This window comes from Thiomicrorhabdus sp., from assembly GCF_963662555.1.
In the GTDB taxonomy this organism is placed as follows: domain Bacteria; phylum Pseudomonadota; class Gammaproteobacteria; order Thiomicrospirales; family Thiomicrospiraceae; genus Thiomicrorhabdus.
Genome location: NZ_OY759719.1, coordinates 1,085,471 through 1,109,098, shown reverse-complemented (window position 1 = coordinate 1,109,098; position 23,628 = coordinate 1,085,471). Strand labels below are relative to the sequence as shown.

Sequence of the window (23,628 nt, the reverse complement as noted above, 5' to 3'; positions counted from 1 at the left end):
AATTGTTCTACTCTTAAGAAAACAATGTTCAATTTTTAAAAACGTAATATAAACTTTCTCATTCTCAATTAGTTATGAATTTTAGTGGCCAGGTAAACCCATAGACATAAAAAAAACCGGGACAGAATTTCTATCCCGGTTCTTATTAAGTTAGCCTAAATCTATTAAATATAGCTCTTAGCTTACTCAGTGTTAACAGTATTAACTGTATTAAGCATTAGCTTGTTTTTCTAAAGCTTCTTGCTGTTTCACTCCACCATGCCACTGCCAAATATAATACAACAGTGGAATAACCAATAAGGTTAATACAGTAGAAGACAGAGTTCCAAAGATTAACGATACTGCTAACCCTCCAAATACAGGGTCAGTAATCATAATCATAGAACCGAACATAATAGCTAAAGCCGTTAATAAAATTGGACGGAATCGAACTTTACCTGCCTCAATAACTGAATCTTTTAATGACTTACCTTCTGCTCGGTACTCTAAAATAAAGTCAATCAGTAGTAGCGAGTTCCTAACCACAATTCCCGCAAGTGCGATCACCCCTATCATTGATGTAGCAGTAAACGCTTGACCCGTTAACCAGTGACCAGGAAATACACCAATCATAGTCAATGGAATCGCTCCCATTACAATGACTGGCATCATAAAGGATTTATAGTAAGCCACTAAGATTAAGTAGATAAAGATCAACGCAACAATAAATGCACTCCCCATATCTCGGAACACATCTAATGTTAAACGCATTTCACCACCCCACAGAATGGTGTAATTCATAACATCATCAGGCTGTGCTTGAACAAATCCTAAATTAGCCGTATGGAAAGTCACTCCTGAGTTAGGGAGTTTGACACCATCTAACATTTTATCCAGGGTTAACACCGCATAGACAGGACTTGATTGCAATAACTCACCACCAATCATAACCATCTGATGCTGATCACGTCCTAATATAGGTTTTGCATATAAAACCTCATCAACTTTGGCAACTGCAGACAATGGAACTGAAGCCCCCGAACGAGATTGAACCTGTAAAGACATCATCTGCTCTGCGACCGTTCTTTCTGAACGTGGTAAACGTACAATAATATTTACTGGTTCACGCACACTATCAAGGTGCATATAACCCAATTCAAAACCATTTATGTAGTCACGCAACATCTTGCTGACTTGAGCAGGTGCAACGCCCAAAAGGCTCGCCTGTTCACGGTCAATATTGATTTGGTAACTGACATTATCTGCGGTGACAGAATCGTCCACATTGATTAAGCCATAAACCTGATTAAAGGCTTTAGTTACCTCTTTTGCGGCTTCACGTAACTTATCATAATCTGGGCCATATAACTCAGCCATAATTTGAGTAGTAACAGGTGGGCCTGGAGGGGTTTCATACAGCTTAATATTTGCCGTTGGGAACGATTTACGTAAATCATTCAACTGAATATTAAATTTTTCAACAATCTCATGAGAAGAGACATTACGGTCATGTTTATTAACTAAATTAACACGTATTTGAGCAAAATTAGCCCCTTCTTTAATTAAGTCTCCACGCACTAAACCAGCAAAATCAATGGGAGCGTGATTACCTAAATATACACTGTAATCCGTTACAAATTGCGTATGAGAGAGACGCTCACCTACATGACTAACCACTCGATCCGTTGCTTCTAAAGCAGTTCCTTCAGGCATATCAACCTGTACTAAGAATGTACTGGTATTGTCATAAGGCAGCATTTTCACCTCTACACCAAGTGGGTGAAGTGGATTATTCATACCGTCACCACGCATAAATTGTAGTGCAGGCTGAATCATCGCCGCAATTAATGAAAGCAATACTACAAACAAAAAGATGTTACGTTTTGTACGGCTCTCAATCATTGGACTGATGGCTTTCACATACAACTTTTGCATCCAGTCTTCTTTTGTCACGTGATGAGTTTCTAAACTCTCACGTCTTTTCATTTCTTTAATAGCTTTTTTACCAAGCAATCTATAGGCAGAATAAGGCACTAAAATATAGGCAACCACCAATGAAGCAATCATGGCAACAGGTACATTAAATGGAATCGGTGCCATAAATGGCCCCATCATTCCTGTAACAAACAACATAGGAATAAACGCTAAAATAACTGCAATGGTTGCAACGTTTGTTGGGTTACCTATTTCATTAGTCGCTTTAATCAATACCTCATCAAAATTTTCGGGATCAAAGCCATCATGAATATGCCGGTGTATATTTTCTATTACCACTATGGCCGCATCAACAAGCAACCCCAACGATAAAATAAGTGCAAATAACGTTATTCTGTTAATGGTCTGCTCAGCAAGCATCCCAATAAACAAAACCACAAATAATATTAATGGCACTGTCAAGGTCACAATTCCAGCTTCTCTCCAACCTAAGAAAAGCACTAAAATGACAACAACAGAAGCCACCGCAATACCCAAGTGTTCCATTAATAGGTTTACTGCCGCATTGGCCTTTTCACCGTCGTTTCGAGTAACAACAACATGCACATTAGCAGGAATAACCGACTTTTTAAGTTGAGCTAACTGCTCCAACACCGCATTTGCAACATCTACTGCATTAGTACCAGGCTTCTTAGCTAAAGTAATGGTTACTGCTTGTTGCTCATGTGTACCCTCTTTTGAGTTAGGACCGAACCCTAATCGAGTATAACTTTGAGACTCTTGCGGGCCGTCAGAAATGGTTGCAATATCTTTTAAATAAATAGGACGACCATTATTTGAGCCAATAACAAGTTCGCCTACTTCTTTAGCATTACCTAAATAGCCATTAACACGAATCAGCTTATCATGGTTATTGTTAACAACAGAACCAACTGGCAGAGAGACATTACTGCCTTTCAACATTTCACTAACCTGATCTAACGACAGGCCTGTTAATGCAATCTTTTGCGCATCTAACCAGACATTAATTGCCCGCTTTTTACCACCAATAACATCAGAGAATGAAACCCCTGGGATATTTCGTAAGTTTTCTACCAACTTTAGCGATATATCACGTAAATCATAACCAGATAACTCATTTGAAGTTACCGCTAACGTCATAATTGGGACATCGTCAACGTTAATAGGTTTGATTAACGGTTGTTGAGTATCTGGCGGCATCTTATCCATGTTTTGCATAATCTGGTTATAAACCTTAACCAAACTATCTACCTGGTTTTCACCTACTTCGAACTGAACTGTTACTACACCAAAGTCATTGGAAGCATAACCAAAAGTATGATCCACACCTGGTAAAGCACTTAAAATAGTCTCTAATGGTTTGACCACCATATTATTGACTTCTTCAGGCGTAGCACCGGCTTTCGGTACAATAATATTGGCCGCAGGAACAACAATTTGGGGATTATATTCACGTGGTGTAATCAGGTAAGCCATAATCCCTGCAAGGGTTACAGCCACCACCATCATCATCGTAATTTTTGAATGAATAAACGCTTTAGCAAGCTTTCCTGCTATGTTCAGGTCCGCTTCAGGCTTTACCTGGTCTTGAACTTGATTTTCAGCCATCTTATTCTCCTTCGGCTGCGTTCACAGGTTTTTCAGATTCAACCTCATCACCGTTTAACATATCGGCATTGTTGCTAATAACCACTTGCTCACCCAAAGCCAAACCAGATTGAATCTCAACCATGTCACCAATCACGGTTCCTGTTCTAACCATATGAAAGAAAGCACGGCCGTCTTCAACAACAAAGACACCTTCAATGCCAGCTCGATTAACTACCGCTGAAGTTGGTAACATCATTGTTTGACGTTCACCACGAGTAAAACTCACACGAGCAAATGTACCACTATTCACATCATTTACATTCGGCAAGCTTAACTTAACCGTGTGAGTACGTGATTTTGGATCTGCAGCACTTACTAAAGTATAGATGGTTCCTACAAAAGGCTTATCAATACCATCAATTAATATTTTTGCAGTATCGCCATTTCGTAAAACTGCATACAAATCTGCAGACACTTGAGTTTGCACACTTAAAGAAGTTAGGTTTTCCATAACCACAATTGGGTTGCCTGGTGCGGCCAAAGAACCTGCAACAGCCATTTTCTCAACAATAACGCCGTCAAATGGTGCCGTAACATTTGCATACTTTAATTGTGCTTTAGCTTGGTCTAACCCCGATTTAGCTGAGGATAAATTCTCTTCAGCAACACTTAATTGCAAACGCACTTTGTCATACTGCTGTTTAGAAACCGAGTCTTCTTTATACAATTTAGTAAAACGATTAAAGTCTAAGCGAGCATCTGTTAATGCTGCTAGAGCCTGCTGGTAGCCAGAACGCGCTTGAGAAATTTGACTTTTAATATCACCTGAATCAATTGAGAATAAAAGATCTCCTTGCTTAACTTTCTCACCAACTTTTACATCTAAATTTTTGATGTATCCCATTAATCGAGAAGCGATTTGAGCCTTTTGATCTGGCACAACTGCACCCGGCACAACAGATGTTAATGGCACAGAACCTAAAGAAACCGTGTAAACATCAGCAATCACTTTTTTAGCTGACTCTTTGTTTTGCACCTGTTCTTCTTCGTGATTACACCCCGATAAACCTAAAGTTGCCACTAATAATGACATCCCAATTACTTTAGAGATTTGTTTCATTTTTAACCTCAATTCCATATTCTTATTAATCTTTAAAATCATCTATTATTTTCTAATATGTCTTGTTAGATACGAGCAATATCCATACGTCCAGTTAGCAATAACAACTTAGCTTTAAGCACATTTACGTCATAACGTGAAGAAACCAAATCTGCACGAGCCCTATCTAACTGCGTTTCTCCAGCAAGGACCTCTGTAATGGTTGAAACCCCATTTTTGTATCTTTTCATAATCAGGCTTTGAGCCTCAGTCGCTTGCTGAACAGCTAACACATTTGATTGCACCTGTTTTTTAGCAATTTGCAATTTTCTCCAAGATGTCAGCACATCTAAACGCAACGTATTCTCTTGAGATTTAACGGCCGCTTTTTTCTCAGCCGCAGATGCATTTGCCATATCCACCGAACCACGAGTTACACCAAAATCGGTAATTTTCCATGACACAACACCTGCGATGGTATAAGAACCATTATTTAATGCCAAGCTCTCATCATTCCAATCCTGTCTTAACATGACATTAAAGCTAGGGTAGTAATCAGCTCTGGCTGCTTCAACAGAAAAACTAGTTGAAGCCGCTTGTTTACGTTTAGCATCTAGTTCATAGTTACCATTAAGAGCCATACCTAAAAGTTCTTCTGCATTATCAACAGGTAGTTCTAAATCTACTCGATTGGCCACATCCACTTTTGTAGATGCATCCACATTCATTAACATTTTAAGAGTGTCTAATGCAATTTCCTCTTGCCCTTTGGCCTTTAACAAAGCTACTTGTGCACTTGACTGATTCACTTTTGCACTTAAAAACTCTGAGCGAACCACAATACCTTGCTCGACTAAATTACTGGTAGTTTTCACATATGAGTCAGCCGTTTGTACTGCTTGCTCAGCAACCTTAACAAATGAGCGTGCCGCATGCACTGCCTCATAAGCTTGATAAACGTTATAGGTTAAGAATTGCTGTACCGCTAAATCACCTTTTTTGGCAGCATTAATCATTGCTTTAGCTTGGTCTTCGTAACTACTAATCTTGCCGCCATTCCATACAGGAATCAGCATTTCAATACGGGTATTAAAATCAGTATGAGCTTGAGGGTTATTTAAATCACTTGGTGCAATATTGCTAGATGAAGCTGGATCAGCAAACGGAAACTGATTAATACCAAAATCCCCAAATGTCGCTTGACGTTGTTGTAACTTCATACCAAACACATTTAAAGCGTTATCAGAGTTGCTGCCAGTAACAGAAAGGGTAATTTGTGGTAAACGGCTTGACTCAGCCTTGGTTAAAGCACCTTCGGCCTGTTCAATTCTAGCAGCACTTGCCGACATTTCCGGATTTTGATTTAAAGCAGTTTCAACACAGGCTTTAAAATCATATTCTTGTGCATTAGCTGCTAGCGGCATACTTGCAGACAACGCAATTATCCATGCTGTTAATTTACGTTTTACCATTTTTTGTTGTTTCATTCTGACTCCAGCGACTCAAGCTTTTTAACAATAGATTTACTTAAGATATAAAGCAAAAAAGGATGGTTAACCATCCTTTTGCACAACTCTAAATTTCCCAGAAAATATTACCTTTTATTTTGGAAACCTTTTTAAATACCAATAACCAAAAATCAATGAAAATTTAGCCATTTCATTGATTTTTGGTTTTGTGCAAAAGTCTCTTAGTTGAGATTTAGTAACATTAGCGAGTATTTAGAGATAACTCAAGCTTATTAGCATATAAGCAATTGCTGATATTATATGCATTTAGTAAATATAAGCAAATTCTTATATATTTCAAAAACACTCACCATTTAGTAAGCCATCTCAATCACTTTCCTCAACCAAATCAACTCTCCATGAAAGAAATGGCTTGCTTTATCTCTCCAGTAAACATCAGGTTTAGCATCTTGCTTCATAGCCCAATCAAGGATTTCTTGTGCAGAAATAACTTCATCCTGCCCCCCTTGAACCAGCACCCAAGGCAAAATAATGTCTTGTATATCAGAGAAATCATACAACCCAACTGGCGGAGCAATCGTACACAAGGCATCTACATTGCACTTTTTATGTGCTTGCAAAGTAACGTAACTACCAAATGAAAAACCAGCCAACACGGTTTCATCAACATCAAATTCACTCTGAGCCCAGTTAATGACAGCTTGTAAATCTTTTTGCTCACCTAAGCCATTGTCATACTCTCCATCACTATGTCCTACCCCTCTAAAATTGTAAGCGATAGTGATATATCCTAAATGGGAAAAGGCTCGCTCTAATGTGGTAACCACTTTATTGTTCATGGTACCTCCATAAAGAGGGTGTGGATGGCTGATCACCACTAGCTGTTTTTTTGAGCTAACGTCGATAGTTTGTGTGGGTTTAATTCGTACTTCAATATTACCCACATCGCCTTTTATTAATTTTGTTTCTGCTTTCTTCTTCAAACTCATTCTCTACTATTAATATGAGTAATTACTCTTTATTATATGAATATAGTCTTAATTGCTCATTGTATAAAGGTTGTAGTGACACTGTATTCAAACATTTCCAACACTGAGCCTAATTCATAGCAAAATAAAAACAATCAATTTTACCTAAACTATTTCTGTTAATAACTCTAACAAACACACTATATAAATAGACAAACAAAATGAAAATAAAAAAAATCGTTATCGATGATGCCGTACCTTATGCTCACGCCATATTCTCTCACTTAGGTGAAATCATCACCTTACCAGGCAAATCAATCAATGCAGCAACCGTAAAAGATGCTGATGCTTTAATTGTTCGCTCTAGAACACAAGTCAATGAAGACCTTTTAAAAAACAGTAATGTAAGTTTTGTAGGTAGTACTGTTGTTGGGCTAGATCATATTAATCAAACTTACTTAAAAAATAACGGTATTACTTTTTACTCTGCACAAGGCTGCAATGCAAATTCAGTAGCAGAATTTATTATTACCATTCTTTTTCAACTTGCTGAACAATTTGAATTTGATATAACTCAAAAAACACTGGGAATTATCGGTGTAGGTAATGTAGGGCAAAGAGTGTATAACAAAGCCAAAATATTAGGCATTACCTGTTTATTAAATGACCCGCCAAGAATAGAGAAAGAACCAGGCCTGCAAAAAAATCCTGACTTTACTGATTTAGACACTTGCCTGACCGCTGATATTATCACCGTTCATACTCCATTAACTAAAGATGGCAACTATCCGACTTATCAACTTATTTGTGAAAACAAGCTGGCCAAAATTAAGCCAAACCAAATTATAATTAATGCTGCTCGCGGAGGCATTATTAATGAACAGGCCTGGTCAAAAACCCAAACCTTGTGCAATATTATCGACTGCTGGGAAAATGAACCCTATATTGATGAGGCACTCTATAAAACCGCTTTAATTGCAACACCACACATTGCAGGCCATTCATTAGACGCAAAAGTTGCTGGTAGCTCAATGGTTTACCACGCACTCTGCCAACACTGGAACATAAATCCGAGTAATGACTGGCAACAGCAATTACCAGAACCGCCACAACCTATAAAAGTAATTGAATGTAAATCCATTCAAAAAACACTCAACGATTTATTCACCCAAACACATAATATTATTAATGACGATTTAGCTATTCGCTCAAAAAACATGATAGAAACACACCAAAAATATGAAAATTATAGAAGAAATTTTCCTATTTATAGAGAATGGCATCAACATAATATTTTTAAAACTCAAAACTCAAAACTCAATAACTTATTAGAATCATTAGGGTTTACCCTTAGTGGATCATAAACATATTAGAGTATTAGCAATTCTTAATAAAATAAAGTTATAAAACCTATAATTTTTTTAGGTTTCCAATTGAATAAATACTCTGTAATCTACTTAATGACCAAATTGGAGCTGGGAAATATAATCCTACTCAATACACAAAAATATCCAATTGCAACGGAGAAAAGAATGAAATTATCAAACTTATTTAAAGCAGGTATTTTAGCTGTAACAGTAACAACGCTATCAGGCTGTGGAACAATGAACGCAATCAGCAACCTAAACGATGGTGCTGGTGAAACTTTCATGCAAGTCTGGGACAAGTGGGTTGCATCAGACGGTGACATTGCTGATGCCACTATGTGGGAAGTAACTGTTGATGAAGGTGTTGCACTAGAAGACGTTATTGATGCTATCAACGGTGTAGGTATTGCAAACAACATTAAAAACGTTGGTGAACTACCTCTTTCTGAAGAACTAAAAGCACGTGGCATTAAATCTGGTGTTATTCATGTAATGTCATTCTGTAACCCAGAAACAGCTCGTAAAATGGTTGACTTCTCACCAGCAATGGGTGGCTTCCTTCCTTGTCGTGTAAACATTATTGAAGAGCCAGATGGTCGTCTTCATATTTATACAATGAACATGGATATGGCAATTAAAATGGGTAAAAAAATGCCACCAGAACTTTACGAAGCAACCATGCAAGTTCGTAACACTATGTGGGAAATGCTACAAAAAGGTAAATCTGGAGCATTCTAATTTTTAGAATATTCAGCAGACCTATTAGGCCTGGTAAATATCATCAGGCTTGAAAATCAAAACCGCGAATTGTTAAACAACTCGCGGTTTTTTTGTGTTTAAGAATTATCTCTAAACAAACTATATAAATATACAATCAGTCAAAACTTGATACCTATAATTTATTAATATTCTTTATTCCTAAAACACCTTAACCACCTCATTCATACAATCAATCACTCTCAATAAAACTGAGCAAAAAGCACCTAACAGGCACTCAACTCGTTAGAGGTAAAACCACTAAAGAACCTCAAATAGTGTTGCATATTTACAACATAAGTAAAAACTACATATTAGAGCTTTCTAATACTTATAAAATAAAACAAACACCCCGTACAAGACTTTTTTTATTTTCCCTTTAATATCAACATTTTACCCCTCTTAAAAATTTTTATAGACCCATATATTAAAATATCACCAACTTCTGATATAGAAACTAATGGCTCATTAAATTTTTTTAATTACCAAAGTAAAAATAAATATTGCATAGTAGATGTCGACAAGAAAACGGGCCTGGTAAAAATAAAAAAAACCAAAGCCAGTTTAAATAAAACCAAAAAAGAGAATGAAGAGACAATGAAAAAAACTAAATTAGCATTAGCAATCTCAACAGCAATATTCGCGACTTCAGCAATGGCAACCAACGGTGATAACATGATTTCTACCGGTGCGAACGAAACTGCAATGGGTGGCGCAGGTGTATCAGGTATTCATGGTGCAGAAGGAATACTAACAAACCCAGCTTCGACAGGATCAGTTACTGGAACAGAATTCAATATTGGCGGAACTGTTTTCATGCCATCTATAAAAAACAGCACTACATCTTTCCCTACTGAATTGACTAGTGATGGTGATATGTACGTAATTCCAGCCGTTTCTACAGCAACAAGAATAAATGAAAACTGGACATTTGGTTTAGGGATGTGGGGTACCTCTGGGTTAGGTGTTGACTATTCAAATGCTGATGCAGGCGGATTACTATCTACATTCGATGCTTCATCAAACCTACAGCTATTAAAGTTTGCACCATCTGTAACTTATAATGAAGATAACTTTGCGGTAGGTTTTGCACCAGTACTGCAATATGGTTCATTAGACATCCATGAAGACCAATCTGTATTCGGTGGAAATGTAGTTGGTGCGGGCACTTCTTCTGATCTTGGTTGGGGTTATACCGTAGGTGCAACCTACAAAACAGGTGACTTAACCCTTGGTGCATCTTATGATTCCGCTATTGACATGGAATACAAAGACCAAATCACAACACAACTTAATAGCTTTAGTGGTTTTGGTGTAACAAGCTTTACAAATGATCACTTGGAACAGCCTGCCCAAATTAAAGTAGGTGCGGCATACCAAATGGATAACATTACCTTTGCAGCAGACTTTAAACAAATCAAATGGGGCGATGCGAAAGGTTATAAACAATTTGGCTGGGAAGATCAAAACGTATTTGCTTTAGGTGCTAAATACTCTGCTAATGACTACTGGCTAGCAGTAGGTTATAACAAAGGTGATACGCCAGTTAAAGAGCAAAACGCTACCACACCTGATGGAGCAGCAAAAAACTTCTTTAACTTAGGATTTTTCCCTGCAACAGCAGAGCAACACTTCACATTTGGTGGAGGTTACTCTGTAAGCAAAAACTTATCTGTTGATGCTGCTGTTGCATATTCACCTGAAACCACAAAAACCTTTAAAACAACTGCATTTGGTCCGACATTTGGAGATGTCACTACTAAGCATAGCGAACTTGGTTATTCAGTACAAATGAGTTATAAGTTTTAATTAACAACTTTTTAATTAGTTTTATCAAGCCGTACTAGATTTATCTAGTACGGCTTTTTTATTATTTAAACAAACGCCTTTCTTTAAATTACCAGGCCTGGTAATTTTTTATTTACGACTTAAATTTTTAATCTTTTGCTTATTGTATTTTGATACGTTTATGCATACTATTGCAGAAAATGGTTTTACATAGACTTTACATATTTGGAAGAGAATAAATGGCAAATATTTTAATTGTAGGATGCGGTGATATTGGTTGTCAGCTTGGCTCAATACTGAGTGAGCAGAATCACACTGTTTTTGGTTTACGACGCAATATTGAAGAACTTCCGGAAAAAATCACCCCCATTCAAGCGGATTTAGCTTTTGCTTTACCTGAGCTACCTGAAGAGATTGATTATGTTTTTTATATTGCGTCAGCAAGCAAATATAAAGATTCAGCCTATTATCAAGCCTATGTTTTAGGCGTAAAACACACCTTACAAGCTTTAAAAAATCACAACATTAAACGTTTTATTTTTATTTCAAGTTCTTCTGTTTTTGGGCAGTCTGACGGTGAAAAAGTAGATGAAAATAGCCCTACTTCAGATTTAAACTTTTCTACCAAACGTCTTTTAGAAGGTGAAGAGTTGGCTCTAAACAGCAATATCCCTTCTACCGTAGTGCGTTTTGGTGGCATCTATGGTCCAGGAAGAACACATCTAATTGACTTAGTGCTAAACGGTAAAGCTCATTGTATGGAAGATGTTTGGAGCAACCGTATTCATTCAGCAGATTGCGCTGGCATGCTAGCCTTTTTATTAGAGAAAGACATTGAAAAACCAAACAGTTTAGAGTCAATTTACATTGGAGTAGATAGTAACCCTACTCTATCTTGTGAAGTGTACGACTGGCTTTCTGAACAGTTATGTGTACCTGATGTAGAACATATAGAACCTAAAGAATCTTCTCGCCAAATGCGAAGCAATAAACGCTTATCCAATGCTCGAATTGTGAATTTGGGTTATGAATTTATTTATCCAGACTATCAAGCGGGATATCTTGCTCTCCTGGACACTCTTGATTAAAGCAACCAAACAGCCTCAAATATACACTGTCATTATCGGGCTTGACCCGATAATCTTTATTCGAAAAAAATAGAATCCTTTGGACAAGTCAGAGGAAGACGAGTGCGAAGTTAGGTAACGTGCGTGGTTTAGAAGACGTATGATATTTCTTTACCTATGTTTCTACATTAGGGCTTTACCCCCCGCCAAGAAGGTATAAATTACTGGTAATTTATTATTTTTCTTTAAACTCACCATCTAACATGTCATTTTTAATAGTTTTAGGTGGTTGTTCTGGCTTTTCAGCCCATTCACCTTCATAAACAGAATCGTTTTGTTGATAGCGGAAACGACCTCGAGCTTGCATTCCTTTTGTACTTTGTTTAATTAAAAACTTACGTACAAACGGGACTAAAAACAGCAAACCTATAAAATCAGTGATTAAACCCGGAAAAAATAAAAGCACACCACCTAAAAAGATAAACACACCTTCCAACATACTCTCTTGCGGTGAGCGACCTGCGGCAAGCTCAAGCTGTACATTTTGCATAATGGCTAATCCCTGGCTTCTCATTAACGCAACACCAAATACCGCAGTAAAAACAGTCAGTAAAACCGTTGGCAAAGCGCCAATAACATCACCCAGCTGAATTAAAAAATAGAGTTCAATGAGTGGAACAATAAAAATAAGTAGAAATAAAATTCGCATTTTCTGGTCTCTAATATATACAAAGTAAAAAATCAATTTAACGCAAACTTTTTCTAAAAGTATTGAGTAAAAATTTAATATTACAATTTAAGTCTAAGCTCACTTTATTAAAGTGAATAAAAGATTATAATTGATGCTTTATTAAAACATCTAAACAGCAAGCCTAGTCGTTTAAAAGCTTTAACTTTTTATAACGATTATTTTTTGTTTTTCAAGCACTAACGAATGAGAAAATTTATGAGTTCAGTACAGCCAATACCCAAGACAGATAAGCTCAGCCTTTTATGCAGTGAAAGCAGAAAAAAAGCATTTACTTTTTTTACTGGCCTTTTAATTGTACTAAGTTCACTCTTTTCTACAAACGTGTCGGCAAGTGATGAGTTACTTGAAGTTGACCAAGCCTTTGTTTTAAACCAGCCTACCGTAGCAAACCAAAACATTGTAGTTAGCTGGGATATTGCTAATGACTATAAACTCTATAAAGATAAAATGTCAGTTACCGCAACTAACATTACTCTGGGTTCTCCAAGCTACTCAAAATTTGACACTGTCAATGACGAATTATTTGGCAAAAGTGACGTATTTCATCATCAAGCGACCATTACCATTCCTTACAGTGGTGCAGCGAAATCAACAGAACTTACCATTAAATACCAGGGCTGTGCTGATAAACTTGGAGTCTGTTACCCACCACAAACAAGAACCTTTACAGTTACTTTACCAGCTCAAGTAACTGCATCGACAACAACAAAAGAAAGTAATCTAAATTCTTTATCTGAACTTAATAACTATTTAAAAGAGGAAAGTGACCAACCTGAGTTATTAGATGCTGACCAAGCTTTTGCATTTACTGAACAAACCAACAAAAATGGTCAAATCGATCTAAATTGGAAAATCGCCCACGGTTACCACCTTTATAAAGACAAGATTAAAGCGTCAGTAGTAAAAGGTGATGCCACTTTAGGCGAATTAAAGTTACCTAAAGCAGAATTAATTGATGACGAACTTTTTGGTAAAACACTGGTTTATCATGGTGATTTAGCTGCCTCATTACCCGTTACAAAACTTAGCGGTGATGCCACTATTCAAATTGAGTACCAAGGATGTTCAGCCGAAGCTGGTGTTTGTTACCCACCAATCAAAAAACAAATTACGCTTGCGGTAGGTAGTGTAAAAACAACCACTAGTGCTGCTGACAACTCGAATACAGCAGATCAAAACGTAGCTGTAAATACTGATAAGCAAGCCCTTTCAGAAACTGATCAAATTGCTGACACACTTAAAAACAGTAGTGTTTGGATTGTAATTGCTACCTTCTTTATTTTTGGTTTACTACTGGCATTCACACCTTGTGTATTCCCAATGATTCCGATCTTATCGAGTATTATTGTGGGTCAAGGTGATCAACTTACTACTCGCCGTGCCTTTGTTATGTCTCTGGTATATGTTCTAGCGATGTCGGTAACCTACACCGTGGCCGGTGTTTTAGCTGGGATGTTTGGTGAAAACTTACAAGCTGCTTTCCAAAACCCATGGATTATTGGTAGTTTTGCCGCTATTTTCATGTTGCTAGCCCTATCTATGTTTGGTTTTTATGAGCTACAACTTCCAAATTCTGTACAAACAAAATTAACTAATATCTCTAATAAACAACAAGGTGGAACCTTAACTGGTGTTGCTGTAATGGGCTTCTTATCTGCATTAATCGTTGGTCCTTGTGTTGCCCCTCCTCTTGCAGGTGCACTGATTTACATAGGGCAAACCGGTGATGCCTTATTAGGTGGAACCGCCCTATTTGCAATGAGTATGGGTATGGGATTACCACTACTCCTTCTTGGTACATCAGCTGGTAAATTATTACCACGTGCTGGAGCTTGGATGGATAACGTTAAAGCTGTATTTGGTGTCATGTTAATTGGTGTGGCTATTTGGATGGTTGAACGTATTGTGCCACCTGAAGTTGCCATGCTGAGCTGGGCAATTTTATTTATTATGTCTGCCGTTTACCTAGGAGCCTTTGAAAGTACTGCAGAAAAATCTGGCTGGTTAAAGCTAACCAAAGGGTTTGGTTTAGTCCTGTTCTTATACGGCACAATGATCTTAATTGGCTTACTCGGTGGAAGCACACAAATGTTTCAACCATTAAAAGTGTTTCAAGGTGGAGGTTCTCACGTTCAAACACAATCAGAGCACTTAACGTTTAAAACCATTAAATCACCAGCTGATTTACAAGCAGAACTGGCTAAAGGTAAACCAGTTATGCTCGACTTTTATGCTGACTGGTGTGTTAGCTGTAAAGAGATGGAAGCTAGAACCTTTACTGATCCAGCCGTTCACAACGCATTAAAAGGGGTAACTCTTCTACAAGCTGATGTAACCGCTAATGATGATACCGATAAAGCCCTTATGAAACAGTTTGGAATTATTGGACCACCAGGTATTTTGTTTTTTACCGCTGATGGTAAAGAACAAAAAGCACAACGTGTTGTCGGTTTTAAAAAACCAGAAGCTTTTACTAACAACATCAATAATGCTTACAAATAATTCATCTCTCTTGAATTAAAGTCTTTAATTGCAACTATTCCCTCCTGGGGTTTAGTTGCAACATTTCCAAACTATAGAAAATTTCAATTTTCATATAATTTCTAGCACATTCAAAACAGAACGCATCATTTCACGTAAAAAACCTTTTAGTTTTATTGTTATTTACGTAGAGATATTACTGCACTTACGTTATAATTCAGCCATTCAATTTACTTGTAAATACGCTTACAAAGGCAAGTTATGGCAACAATTCTGGTGATTAATGGACCAAACCTCAATATGCTGGGAAGACGTGAACCAGAAATCTACGGTTCTGAAACTCTTGAAGACGTTATTGAGGGCCTATTAGAGCTAGCAGATGAATACAATGTTCGTCTATTTGATTTTCAAAGCAATGCAGAGCATGAAATTGTAGAACGTATTCACCAAGCAATGGATGATGGTACAAACTATATCATCATAAATCCTGCTGCTTTCACTCATACAAGTATCGCCATTCGTGATGCTTTAGCCACAATTAATGTGCCATTTATTGAAGTTCACTTGTCTAACATTCATAAGCGTGAAGAGTTTAGAACCCATTCTTACTTTTCAGACCTTGCAGAAGGCGTAATTGCGGGCCTGGGAACCAAAGGTTACCAATTGGCTTTTGAAGCAATTATTGACAAGTTAGATGACTAATAATCAAATTTAGCCAAGTAAAAAACAAATAAACTTTTAAAACTATTCAACCTGAACAGCTTGTTTAACAGGCTAAAAAAATAAGACCAGAGGATACAAAATGGATATTCGTTCAATTCGTAAACTAATTGAAATTGTAGAACAATCAGACATTGCTGAAATTGAAATCAAAGAAGGTGAACATAACATCCGCATCTCTCGTAGCAAAGAACAAGTCATTGTTCAAGCTCCAGCAGCAGCGGCCCCAATGGCTGCTCCAGCTCCAGCAGCGCCTGTTGCCGCGGCAGCTCCAACTGCAGAACCTGAAGCTCCGGCTTCAACAGAAGCTAACGGACATAAGGTAACATCACCAATGGTTGGTACTTTCTACTCTTCACCATCTCCAGATGCAGGTGCGTTTGTTAAGGTTGGTGATAAAGTGTCTGAAGGCGATACTCTTTGTATTATTGAAGCAATGAAAATTATGAACCCGATTGAATCTGATAAATCTGGAACAGTTAAACAAATTGTTGCCGTCAATGGTGAGCCAGTTGAATTTGGTCAAACTCTATTCGTAATCGAATAAGGAATAGCAATATGATCGATAAAATTCTAATTGCTAACCGTGGAGAGATTGCTCTTCGTGTTTTAAGAGCCTGTAAAGAATTAGGCATTAAAACCGTTGCAGTTCACTCTACGGCAGATGCCGATTTAAAACATGTTTTATTAGCTGATGAATCCGTTTGTATTGGACCTCCAGCATCAACTAACAGCTACCTAAATATGGCAGCGATTATCTCTGCGGCTGAAGTGACTGATGCCAGTGCGATTCACCCAGGTTATGGTTTCCTTTCTGAGAATGCCGACTTTGCGGAACGTGTTGAAGAGAGTGGTTTTGCCTTTATTGGTCCAAAAGCCGAAACGATTCGTATTATGGGAGATAAAGTTTCTGCCATTCGAGCTATGAAAGCCGCAGGTGTACCAACTGTACCTGGTTCTGGTGGTCCTTTGGGTGATGATGATGCGGAAAACCATCGTATTGCAAAAGAGATTGGTTATCCAATTATCATCAAAGCTTCTGGTGGTGGTGGTGGCCGTGGTATGCGTGTTGTTCATACTGAAGCCAGCCTACTTAAATCTATTCAGCTTACTAAATCTGAAGCGGGTAGCTTCTTTGGTAACCCTGAAGTGTACATGGAAAAATTCTTAGAGAATCCACGTCATGTTGAAATTCAGGTTTTAGCCGATGGTCAAGGTAATGCTGTTCATTTAGGTGAGCGTGATTGTTCTATGCAACGTCGTCACCAAAAAGTAGTTGAAGAAGCCCCTGCTCCTGGTGTAACTGAAGAGCAACGTGCAAGAATTGGTGCCGCTTGTGTTAAAGCATGTATCGAGATCAATTACCGTGGTGCAGGAACATTTGAATTCTTGTATGAAAATGGTGAATTCTATTTCATTGAAATGAACACACGTTTACAGGTTGAGCATTGTGTTACTGAGATGGTTACAGGTATTGATTTAGTAAAAGCTCAAATTGAAGTGGCCGCTGGCATGCCATTAACACTTAAACAAGAAGACATTAAGATAACTGGTCACGCTATTGAGTGTCGTGTTAATGCTGAAAACCCTTCTAAAAACTTTATGCCATCACCTGGTAAAATTGAAAGATTACACTTACCAGGCGGTTTAGGTGTTCGTTGGGATTCTCACATTTATACAGGGTATTCCATTCCACCGCACTACGATTCAATGATTGGTAAACTAATCTGTTTTGGTAGTTGTCGTGATACTGCAATCGCTCGTATGGACAGTGCGTTGAGCGAAATGGTGATTAAAGGAATTGAAACCAATATTCACCTTCAACGTGAAATCATGAATGATGGCGGCTTCCAAGACGGTGGACGTAACATTCACTATTTAGAAGAGCGTTTAGAACACTTAGTTTAAGAAAATACGCTTTTTTGTGAACATGTTTCACATCTAAAACCTCTAATGCCTTTTGGTATTGGAGGTTTTTTGTTTTACACAGATTCAATAATTTTAGGAGTCAAAATGGCTTGGATTCAAATCAACACGGTTGTGCCAGAAGCATTAGCAGAACCCTTATCGGATGCTTTTATGGAAGCGAATGCCGCTTCTGTAACTTTTGAAGATGCCAAAGACCAACCCATTTACGAACCTGAAATTGGCACTACTCCAATTTGGGGTAATACCAAAGTCATTGGCTTATTTGATGCAGATGTGGATAGCAAAGCGATTATTGAATTACTTATTCAAATCGTTCCAGAATTAAAACCTAACCAATTCAAAGTTGAACAGCTTGAAGACAAAGATTGGATTAGAGCCTGGATGGATCAATTTAAACCAATGCTATTTGGTGATAATCTATGGATTGTGCCAAGCTGGACAGAAGCCCCACAACCTGATGCAGTCAATCTCTATTTAGACCCAGGCATGGCCTTTGGAACGGGCACACACCCTACTACTTCTTTATGTTTAACCTGGTTAGATCAAAACCCGCCAAAAGATTTAAGCGTGATAGATTACGGTTGTGGTTCAGGCATCTTAGCTTTAGCGGCTCAAAAGTTAGGTGCTAAATCGGTTTCAGGCACCGACATTGATCCGCAAGCGATTACCGCAAGTATTGAAAATGCCAAGCGTAACAATGAAGCGATTCCTTTTGCACTGGTTAAAGACTTTGATGCAGAACCCGCTGATATGATTGTCGCCAATATTTTAGCCGGGCCTTTAAAAGAACTCTCTTCAGAGTTTGACCGCTTATTAAAACCAGGTGGAACCTTAACACTCTCTGGACTGTTAGCGACTCAAGCTGATGAGTTAATTCAACACTATCAAACCATTGGAATCACCCTAGATACTTTTGAAACAAAAGAGGAATGGGGATTGTTATCGGGCAAAAAACAAGCTTAATTCGCTTTATTTACTTGTGCATTTACTTTTAATACACAAGCCAAAATAATTTTACCAGGCCTGGTCGCCTCTCAAAATGGATACCAGGCCTAGTAAAAGACCATTAATTCTTTACACAGTTTCGGATAATAAACTCAATTCATGTTAAAAATTGGACCTTATCAATTTGAACACAATATTGTGCTTGCACCAATGGCAGGCATTACTGATGCTGTTTTTCGTGATTTGTGCCGTACTCATGGAGCAAGCTATACCTTAGCTGAGATGGTGGCTTCAAAAAAAGAGCTATGGCAATCTAAAAAATCGTCTACTCGACACGTTAATATTAACGACCCAGAACCTCGAGCAGTTCAATTGATTGGCACCGATCCGCAGGAATTAGCCGATGCCGCCGCTTGGCAAGTATCGCAAGGTGCTCAAATTATTGATCTAAATATGGGGTGCCCTGCCAAGAAGGTTTGCAGTGTTTCAGCTGGTTCGGCCCTTATGGCTGATCCTGAAAAAGTTAAAAACATTTTTCAGGCTGTGGTGAGTTCTGTAGAGATTCCTGTTACTGTAAAAATTCGTACAGGCACTGACAATCAAAATAAAAATGCCCTTGAAATCGCTCTTATTGCCGAAGAACAAGGCTTACAAGCCATCACTATTCATGGCAGAACGCGTGAGGCTAAATTTACTGGCAATGCTGAATATGACACCATTAAACAGGTCAAACAGCAGGTAAATATTCCCGTGATCGCAAATGGCGATATTTGCACTCCCGAGCAAGCTGATTTTGTATTAAAATACACCTCTGCTGATGGCATCATGATTGGTCGAGCCTCTCAAGGCTACCCTTGGATATTTCGTGAAATAAATCATTACCTTAAAACTGGCCAACAACTTAAAAAACCGAGTTCTTTAGAGTTTAAGCAAACCATGTTTAAGCATATTAATGGTTTACACGAGTTATATGGTGAAATGTTAGGGGTCAGAATCGCCAGAAAACACATAGGTTGGTATGCACAACATTTACCTAATGGTAATACGTTACGTAAGACATTTAATCAACTCAACTCAGCAAAAGAACAATTAACATTACTCAACGATTATTTTGAACACGGTTTTTAGCCATTCTCAATATAGAGACGGCACTAACTAAAATGCATAGGCTTAACAATAAAGATGACGAAAACTAGAGAAAAAATTTTGGAAACTCCTTCATCGTTATCCTTAAGTGATCAAGTTACTTTAATGTTAAACACCTATTTCAATACGCTAGCCGAGCAAAATGCCACTGACGTATATGACATGGTCATACAACAAGTAGAAAAACCGATGATTGAATTTGTATTGCAACAAACAGATAACAATCAAACACATGCAGCCAATATTTTAGGGATCAACCGCAATACCCTTAAAAAGAAAATGCAGAAATATAATCTCGTTTAATACACACAACTTAGATAACTAAAACCAGTTTAATTTTATTTTTTGGAGAACCACAACCATGAAACCAGTACGTCGCGCCCTGATTAGCGTTTCAGATAAAACAGGCATCTTAGAATTTGCCAAATCTCTAGTTGCAATGGATATTGCCATTCTTTCAACAGGCGGTACTTACAAAGTACTTTCTGAAGCAGGATTAGCGGTAACTGAAGTATCTGAATATACAGGTTTTCCAGAGATGATGGATGGTCGTGTAAAAACACTTCACCCTAAAATTCACGGTGGACTTTTAGGTCGTCGCGGTACTGATGATGCGATTATGGAAGAACACGGTATTGATGCAATAGATATGGTTGTGGTTAATTTATACCCTTTTGAAGCAACGGTGGCTAATCCAAACTGTAAACTAGAAGATGCTGTTGAAAACATCGATATCGGTGGTCCAACAATGCTTCGTTCAGCGGCTAAAAACCATAAAGATGTAGCGGTAGTTACCGACCCACAAGACTACATTCACATTTTGGATGAACTTAAAATCAATAACGGTAAACTGTCTCACGCTACCCGTTTTGACTTAGCCATTAAAACCTTTGAGCAAACGGCTCGTTACGATGGTGCAATTTCAAACTACTTTGGTACTATGTTCTCTGAAGACAAAGCAGATAAATTTCCACGTACCTATAACACCCAGTTTGTTAAAAAACAGTCTATGCGTTATGGCGAAAACCCGCATCAAAATGCAGCTTTCTATACTGAACGTTCACCTTCAGAAGCCTCAATTTCTACTGCGTCTCAAATTCAAGGTAAAGAACTGTCTTTTAACAACATCGCCGATACCGATGCAGCTTTAGAACTGGTTAAAACATTCAAAGAAACCGCTTGTGTGATTGTTAAACATGCAAACCCTTGCGGTGTTGCCGTTGGAGCTTCTCAATTTGAAGCCTATGATCGTGCTTACAAAACAGACCCTACTTCAGCATTTGGTGGCATTATCGCATTCAACACAGAGCTTGATGCTGAAACTGCGAAAGCCATTGTAGAACGTCAATTTGTTGAGGTGATTATTGCCCCTACTGTTTCAGATGAAGCAAAAGAAGTAGTAGAAACTAAGCAAAATGTTCGTCTTTTAGCGTGTGGCGATTTAGATGCACAGCAGCCTGCTTACGACTACAAACGTGTAACTGGTGGTTTATTGGTTCAAGACCGTGACTTAGGCATGGTTGATGAAGCTGACCTTAAAGTTGTTACTGAAAAAGCCCCGACAGCAGAACAGATGAAAGACCTAATGTTTGCCTGGAAAGTCGCTAAATTCGTTAAATCTAACGCGATTGTTTACGTTAAAGATGGTATGACTATTGGTGTAGGTGCTGGCCAAATGAGCCGTGTTTACTCAGCAAAAATTGCCGGCATCAAAGCGGCAGATGAAGGTTTAGAAGTGCCAGGTTCTGTTATGGCTTCAGATGCCTTCTTCCCATTCCGTGATGGTATTGATGCGGCAGCTGAAGCTGGAATTACCGCTGTTATTCACCCTGGTGGTTCAATGCGCGATCAAGAAGTAATTGATGCTGCCAATGAACACGGAATAGCAATGGTATTCACAGGGATGAGACACTTCAAACATTAATCAACAGGCCGTAATGGCTTATTTTTCCAATTTCTGCGTTCTAAGAAAAAATCCGCTGCTCACGTACTTTATGTACGCTCCGCTGCGATTTTTTCTTACGCCTTGAACTTGAAAAAAACGCTCATTACTATCTTAGAAAGTGTTTAAAAAAACTAATTTTTATTAAGCCTAACGGCTTAATAATGCATTAAATACAAAATATTTATAATGCTTTTGGGGATTTATAAATCTGGCTAGGCAAGGCAAAAAATGTGAGCTTACACACTGTAAGTGACCATTTTTGAACGCAGCATAGGCTGATTTAGAAATACCCAAAAGCATTATCTAGCGACGGAACGAGATATTAAAATGAAAGTATTGATTATTGGTGGTGGCGGCCGTGAACATGCCTTGGCTTGGAAAACTGCACAAGCAGCTGAAGTAACTGAAGTATTTGTTGCTCCAGGCAATGCAGGTACCGCTTTAGAGCCAAATTTAACCAATGTAAATATTGCAGTAGATGATTTACCAGGCCTGGTAAATTTTGCAAAAGAAAACAATATTGAATTAGCCATTGTTGGCCCAGAAGTGCCATTAGTCTTAGGTGTGGTTGATGCCTTTTCAGAAGCTGGACTAAAGTGCTTTGGTCCAACAGCTGGTGCCGCTCAGTTAGAAGGTTCTAAAGCCTTTTCTAAAGATTTCTTAGCCAAGCACAATATTCCAACTGCGGCTTACGATGTATTCACGGAAATTGAGCCAGCCCATGCTTATTTAGATAAAGTTGGCGTGCCGATTGTTATTAAAGCTGACGGTTTAGCGGCTGGTAAAGGTGTTATTCTTGCTGATACGATGACTGAAGCTAAAGAAGCCGTTTCAGATATGTTAGCGGGTAACAAATTTGGTGATGCAGGTTCTCGTGTTGTTATTGAAGAATTTTTGGTTGGTGAAGAAGCCAGCTTTATTGTTATGGCTGATGGTAAAAATGTGTTACCTATGGCAACCTCTCAAGACCATAAAGCACGTAATAATGGCGATACAGGGCCAAACACTGGCGGTATGGGGGCTTACACTCCAGCACCAGTAGTCACTCGCGAAATTCATAACCGTATTATGGATGAAGTGATTTACCCAACCATTAATGGCATGGCAGAAGATGGTTTACCTTACACAGGCTTCTTATATGCCGGTGTTATGATTGATGCTTCTGGTGCTCCAAAAGTATTAGAGTTTAACTGCCGTTTTGGTGACCCTGAAACACAACCTATTATGATGCGTTTACAGTCTGACTTACACGCTTTATGTTTAGCGGCAATTGACGGTAAGCTAGATACCGTAACGGCTAAATGGGATAGTCGTGCAGCTTTAGGTGTGGTAATGGCGGCTGGTGGCTACCCAGACGAGTACCGTAAAAATGATGTGATTTCAGGTCTAGAACAAGCAAATGCTTCTGATTTGAAAGTGTTTCATGCTGGTACAGCCATCAATGATAACAATGAAGTTACGACATCTGGCGGCCGAGTTTTATGTGTAACTGCTTTGGGTGAGAATGTTACCTCTGCACAAAAACGTGCATATGAAGGTGTTGCTATGATTCACTGGGATGAAGTTTATTACCGTACTGATATCGGCCATAGAGCAGTTTCTAGAGAAAAGTAAAATTAGTTTTTAACTTTTCTCTTTAATGCTTTCGGTAATTATTGAATAAAGGCACTCA

The 23,628-nt window shown here is 38.3% G+C and carries 18 protein-coding genes; 13 read left to right on the top strand and 5 right to left on the bottom strand.

The genetic code is table 11. From position 1 onward, the window contains the following. Positions 1 to 210 precede the first annotated feature (210 nt). From ACORJQ_RS04745 to ACORJQ_RS04730, 4 genes are all read right to left on the bottom strand, one after another. Positions 211 to 3,543 carry an efflux RND transporter permease subunit gene (locus ACORJQ_RS04745; RefSeq protein ID WP_321326463.1) on the bottom strand — a complete coding sequence of 1,111 codons (3,333 nt, stop codon included), beginning with the start codon at positions 3,541 to 3,543 and terminating at the stop codon, positions 211 to 213. A 1-nt stretch (position 3,544) separates the two neighbouring features. Beyond that, on the bottom strand, positions 3,545 to 4,645 hold the full coding sequence (locus tag ACORJQ_RS04740) for an efflux RND transporter periplasmic adaptor subunit (RefSeq protein ID WP_321326461.1): 1,101 nt from the start codon (positions 4,643 to 4,645) through the stop codon (positions 3,545 to 3,547). Between the two features lie 65 nt (positions 4,646 to 4,710). Continuing rightward, positions 4,711 to 6,111 carry a TolC family protein gene (locus ACORJQ_RS04735; protein ID WP_321326458.1) on the bottom strand — a complete coding sequence of 467 codons (1,401 nt, stop codon included), beginning with the start codon at positions 6,109 to 6,111 and terminating at the stop codon, positions 4,711 to 4,713. 335 nt (positions 6,112 to 6,446) lie between these two features. Continuing rightward, entirely contained in the window at positions 6,447 to 7,082 is a 636-nt protein-coding gene (locus ACORJQ_RS04730; RefSeq protein ID WP_321326457.1) for an alpha/beta hydrolase, read from the bottom strand. Positions 7,083 to 7,282: 200 nt separating this feature from the next. Between ACORJQ_RS04730 and ACORJQ_RS04725 the strand changes: the two genes are divergently transcribed. From ACORJQ_RS04725 to ACORJQ_RS04710, 4 genes are all read left to right on the top strand, one after another. Further along, entirely contained in the window at positions 7,283 to 8,425 is a 1,143-nt protein-coding gene (locus tag ACORJQ_RS04725) for a 4-phosphoerythronate dehydrogenase (RefSeq protein ID WP_321326456.1), read from the top strand. Positions 8,426 to 8,593: 168 nt separating this feature from the next. Continuing rightward, positions 8,594 to 9,166, top strand: coding sequence for a DUF302 domain-containing protein (locus tag ACORJQ_RS04720; RefSeq protein WP_321326454.1), 573 nt, complete (start codon positions 8,594 to 8,596; stop codon positions 9,164 to 9,166). A gap of 615 nt (positions 9,167 to 9,781) precedes the next feature. After that, entirely contained in the window at positions 9,782 to 10,993 is a 1,212-nt protein-coding gene (locus tag ACORJQ_RS04715) for an OmpP1/FadL family transporter (RefSeq protein ID WP_321326452.1), read from the top strand. Positions 10,994 to 11,211: 218 nt separating this feature from the next. Next, positions 11,212 to 12,060 (top strand): SDR family oxidoreductase, encoded by an 849-nt coding sequence (locus ACORJQ_RS04710; protein ID WP_321326450.1) that lies wholly within the window; start codon positions 11,212 to 11,214, stop codon positions 12,058 to 12,060. A gap of 214 nt (positions 12,061 to 12,274) precedes the next feature. Here ACORJQ_RS04710 and ACORJQ_RS04705 read toward each other — a convergent pair whose 3' ends face one another. After that, positions 12,275 to 12,748, bottom strand: coding sequence for an FxsA family protein (locus tag ACORJQ_RS04705; protein ID WP_321326448.1), 474 nt, complete (start codon positions 12,746 to 12,748; stop codon positions 12,275 to 12,277). A 237-nt stretch (positions 12,749 to 12,985) separates the two neighbouring features. Between ACORJQ_RS04705 and ACORJQ_RS04700 the strand changes: the two genes are divergently transcribed. The 9 genes from ACORJQ_RS04700 to purD all read left to right on the top strand — a co-directional run bounded on the left by ACORJQ_RS04700 (position 12,986) and on the right by purD (position 23,570). After that, positions 12,986 to 15,292, top strand: a complete 2,307-nt coding sequence (locus ACORJQ_RS04700) for a protein-disulfide reductase DsbD (protein ID WP_321326447.1) — start codon at positions 12,986 to 12,988, stop codon at positions 15,290 to 15,292. Positions 15,293 to 15,532: 240 nt separating this feature from the next. After that, a complete protein-coding gene (aroQ, locus tag ACORJQ_RS04695) occupies positions 15,533 to 15,973 on the top strand; it encodes a type II 3-dehydroquinate dehydratase (protein ID WP_321326446.1) in 441 nt (146 codons plus the stop codon). Positions 15,974 to 16,073: 100 nt separating this feature from the next. Further along, positions 16,074 to 16,538, top strand: a complete 465-nt coding sequence (gene accB, locus ACORJQ_RS04690) for an acetyl-CoA carboxylase biotin carboxyl carrier protein (RefSeq protein ID WP_321326444.1) — start codon at positions 16,074 to 16,076, stop codon at positions 16,536 to 16,538. 11 nt (positions 16,539 to 16,549) lie between these two features. Then, complete coding sequence (gene accC, locus ACORJQ_RS04685; RefSeq protein WP_321326443.1) at positions 16,550 to 17,899, top strand: acetyl-CoA carboxylase biotin carboxylase subunit; 1,350 nt, start codon at positions 16,550 to 16,552, stop codon at positions 17,897 to 17,899. A 105-nt stretch (positions 17,900 to 18,004) separates the two neighbouring features. Further along, on the top strand, positions 18,005 to 18,883 hold the full coding sequence (prmA, locus tag ACORJQ_RS04680; RefSeq protein ID WP_321326442.1) for a 50S ribosomal protein L11 methyltransferase: 879 nt from the start codon (positions 18,005 to 18,007) through the stop codon (positions 18,881 to 18,883). A 141-nt stretch (positions 18,884 to 19,024) separates the two neighbouring features. Further along, positions 19,025 to 19,993, top strand: coding sequence for a tRNA dihydrouridine synthase DusB (gene dusB / locus ACORJQ_RS04675; protein WP_321326440.1), 969 nt, complete (start codon positions 19,025 to 19,027; stop codon positions 19,991 to 19,993). Between the two features lie 54 nt (positions 19,994 to 20,047). Further along, positions 20,048 to 20,314, top strand: a complete 267-nt coding sequence (locus tag ACORJQ_RS04670; RefSeq protein WP_321326439.1) for a helix-turn-helix domain-containing protein — start codon at positions 20,048 to 20,050, stop codon at positions 20,312 to 20,314. Between the two features lie 58 nt (positions 20,315 to 20,372). Further along, on the top strand, positions 20,373 to 21,935 hold the full coding sequence (gene purH, locus ACORJQ_RS04665; protein ID WP_321326437.1) for a bifunctional phosphoribosylaminoimidazolecarboxamide formyltransferase/IMP cyclohydrolase: 1,563 nt from the start codon (positions 20,373 to 20,375) through the stop codon (positions 21,933 to 21,935). A 348-nt stretch (positions 21,936 to 22,283) separates the two neighbouring features. Then, on the top strand, positions 22,284 to 23,570 hold the full coding sequence (gene purD, locus ACORJQ_RS04660; protein WP_321326436.1) for a phosphoribosylamine--glycine ligase: 1,287 nt from the start codon (positions 22,284 to 22,286) through the stop codon (positions 23,568 to 23,570). Positions 23,571 to 23,628: the final 58 nt, after the last annotated feature.